The 239-nt window shown below is 60.3% G+C and carries 1 protein-coding gene; it reads left to right on the top strand.

Translation table 11 applies throughout. From position 1 onward, the window contains the following. The coding region (locus AC25M7_RS25555; protein WP_486971648.1) for a hypothetical protein at positions 1 to 239 on the top strand (239 nt) is incomplete at both ends.

Raw genomic sequence — 239 nt, 5'->3', positions numbered from 1 at the left:
CATCGTCAACAAGATCGAATCGGTTGCCGGTGGCGACAACTTCGAGAAGCTGACCCTCGGCGACAACACCGTCACCACGACCGTGACCGATGAACCTGGCACTGGTACTCCTGGTACCGACAACCAGGGCGACAAGGTCTCCGTCACCATCGTCGGCAAAGGCGATGTGACCGAAGACCAGCAGCCGGCCTTCACCGTCAAGGTCAGCCAGAAACTGGACCACGACCTGACCGTGACCC

The organism is Pseudomonas sp. P106(2024), assembly GCF_057480815.1.
The sequence above is the reverse complement of the archived record's forward strand: the minus strand, read 5'-3'. Positions and strand labels throughout refer to the sequence as shown.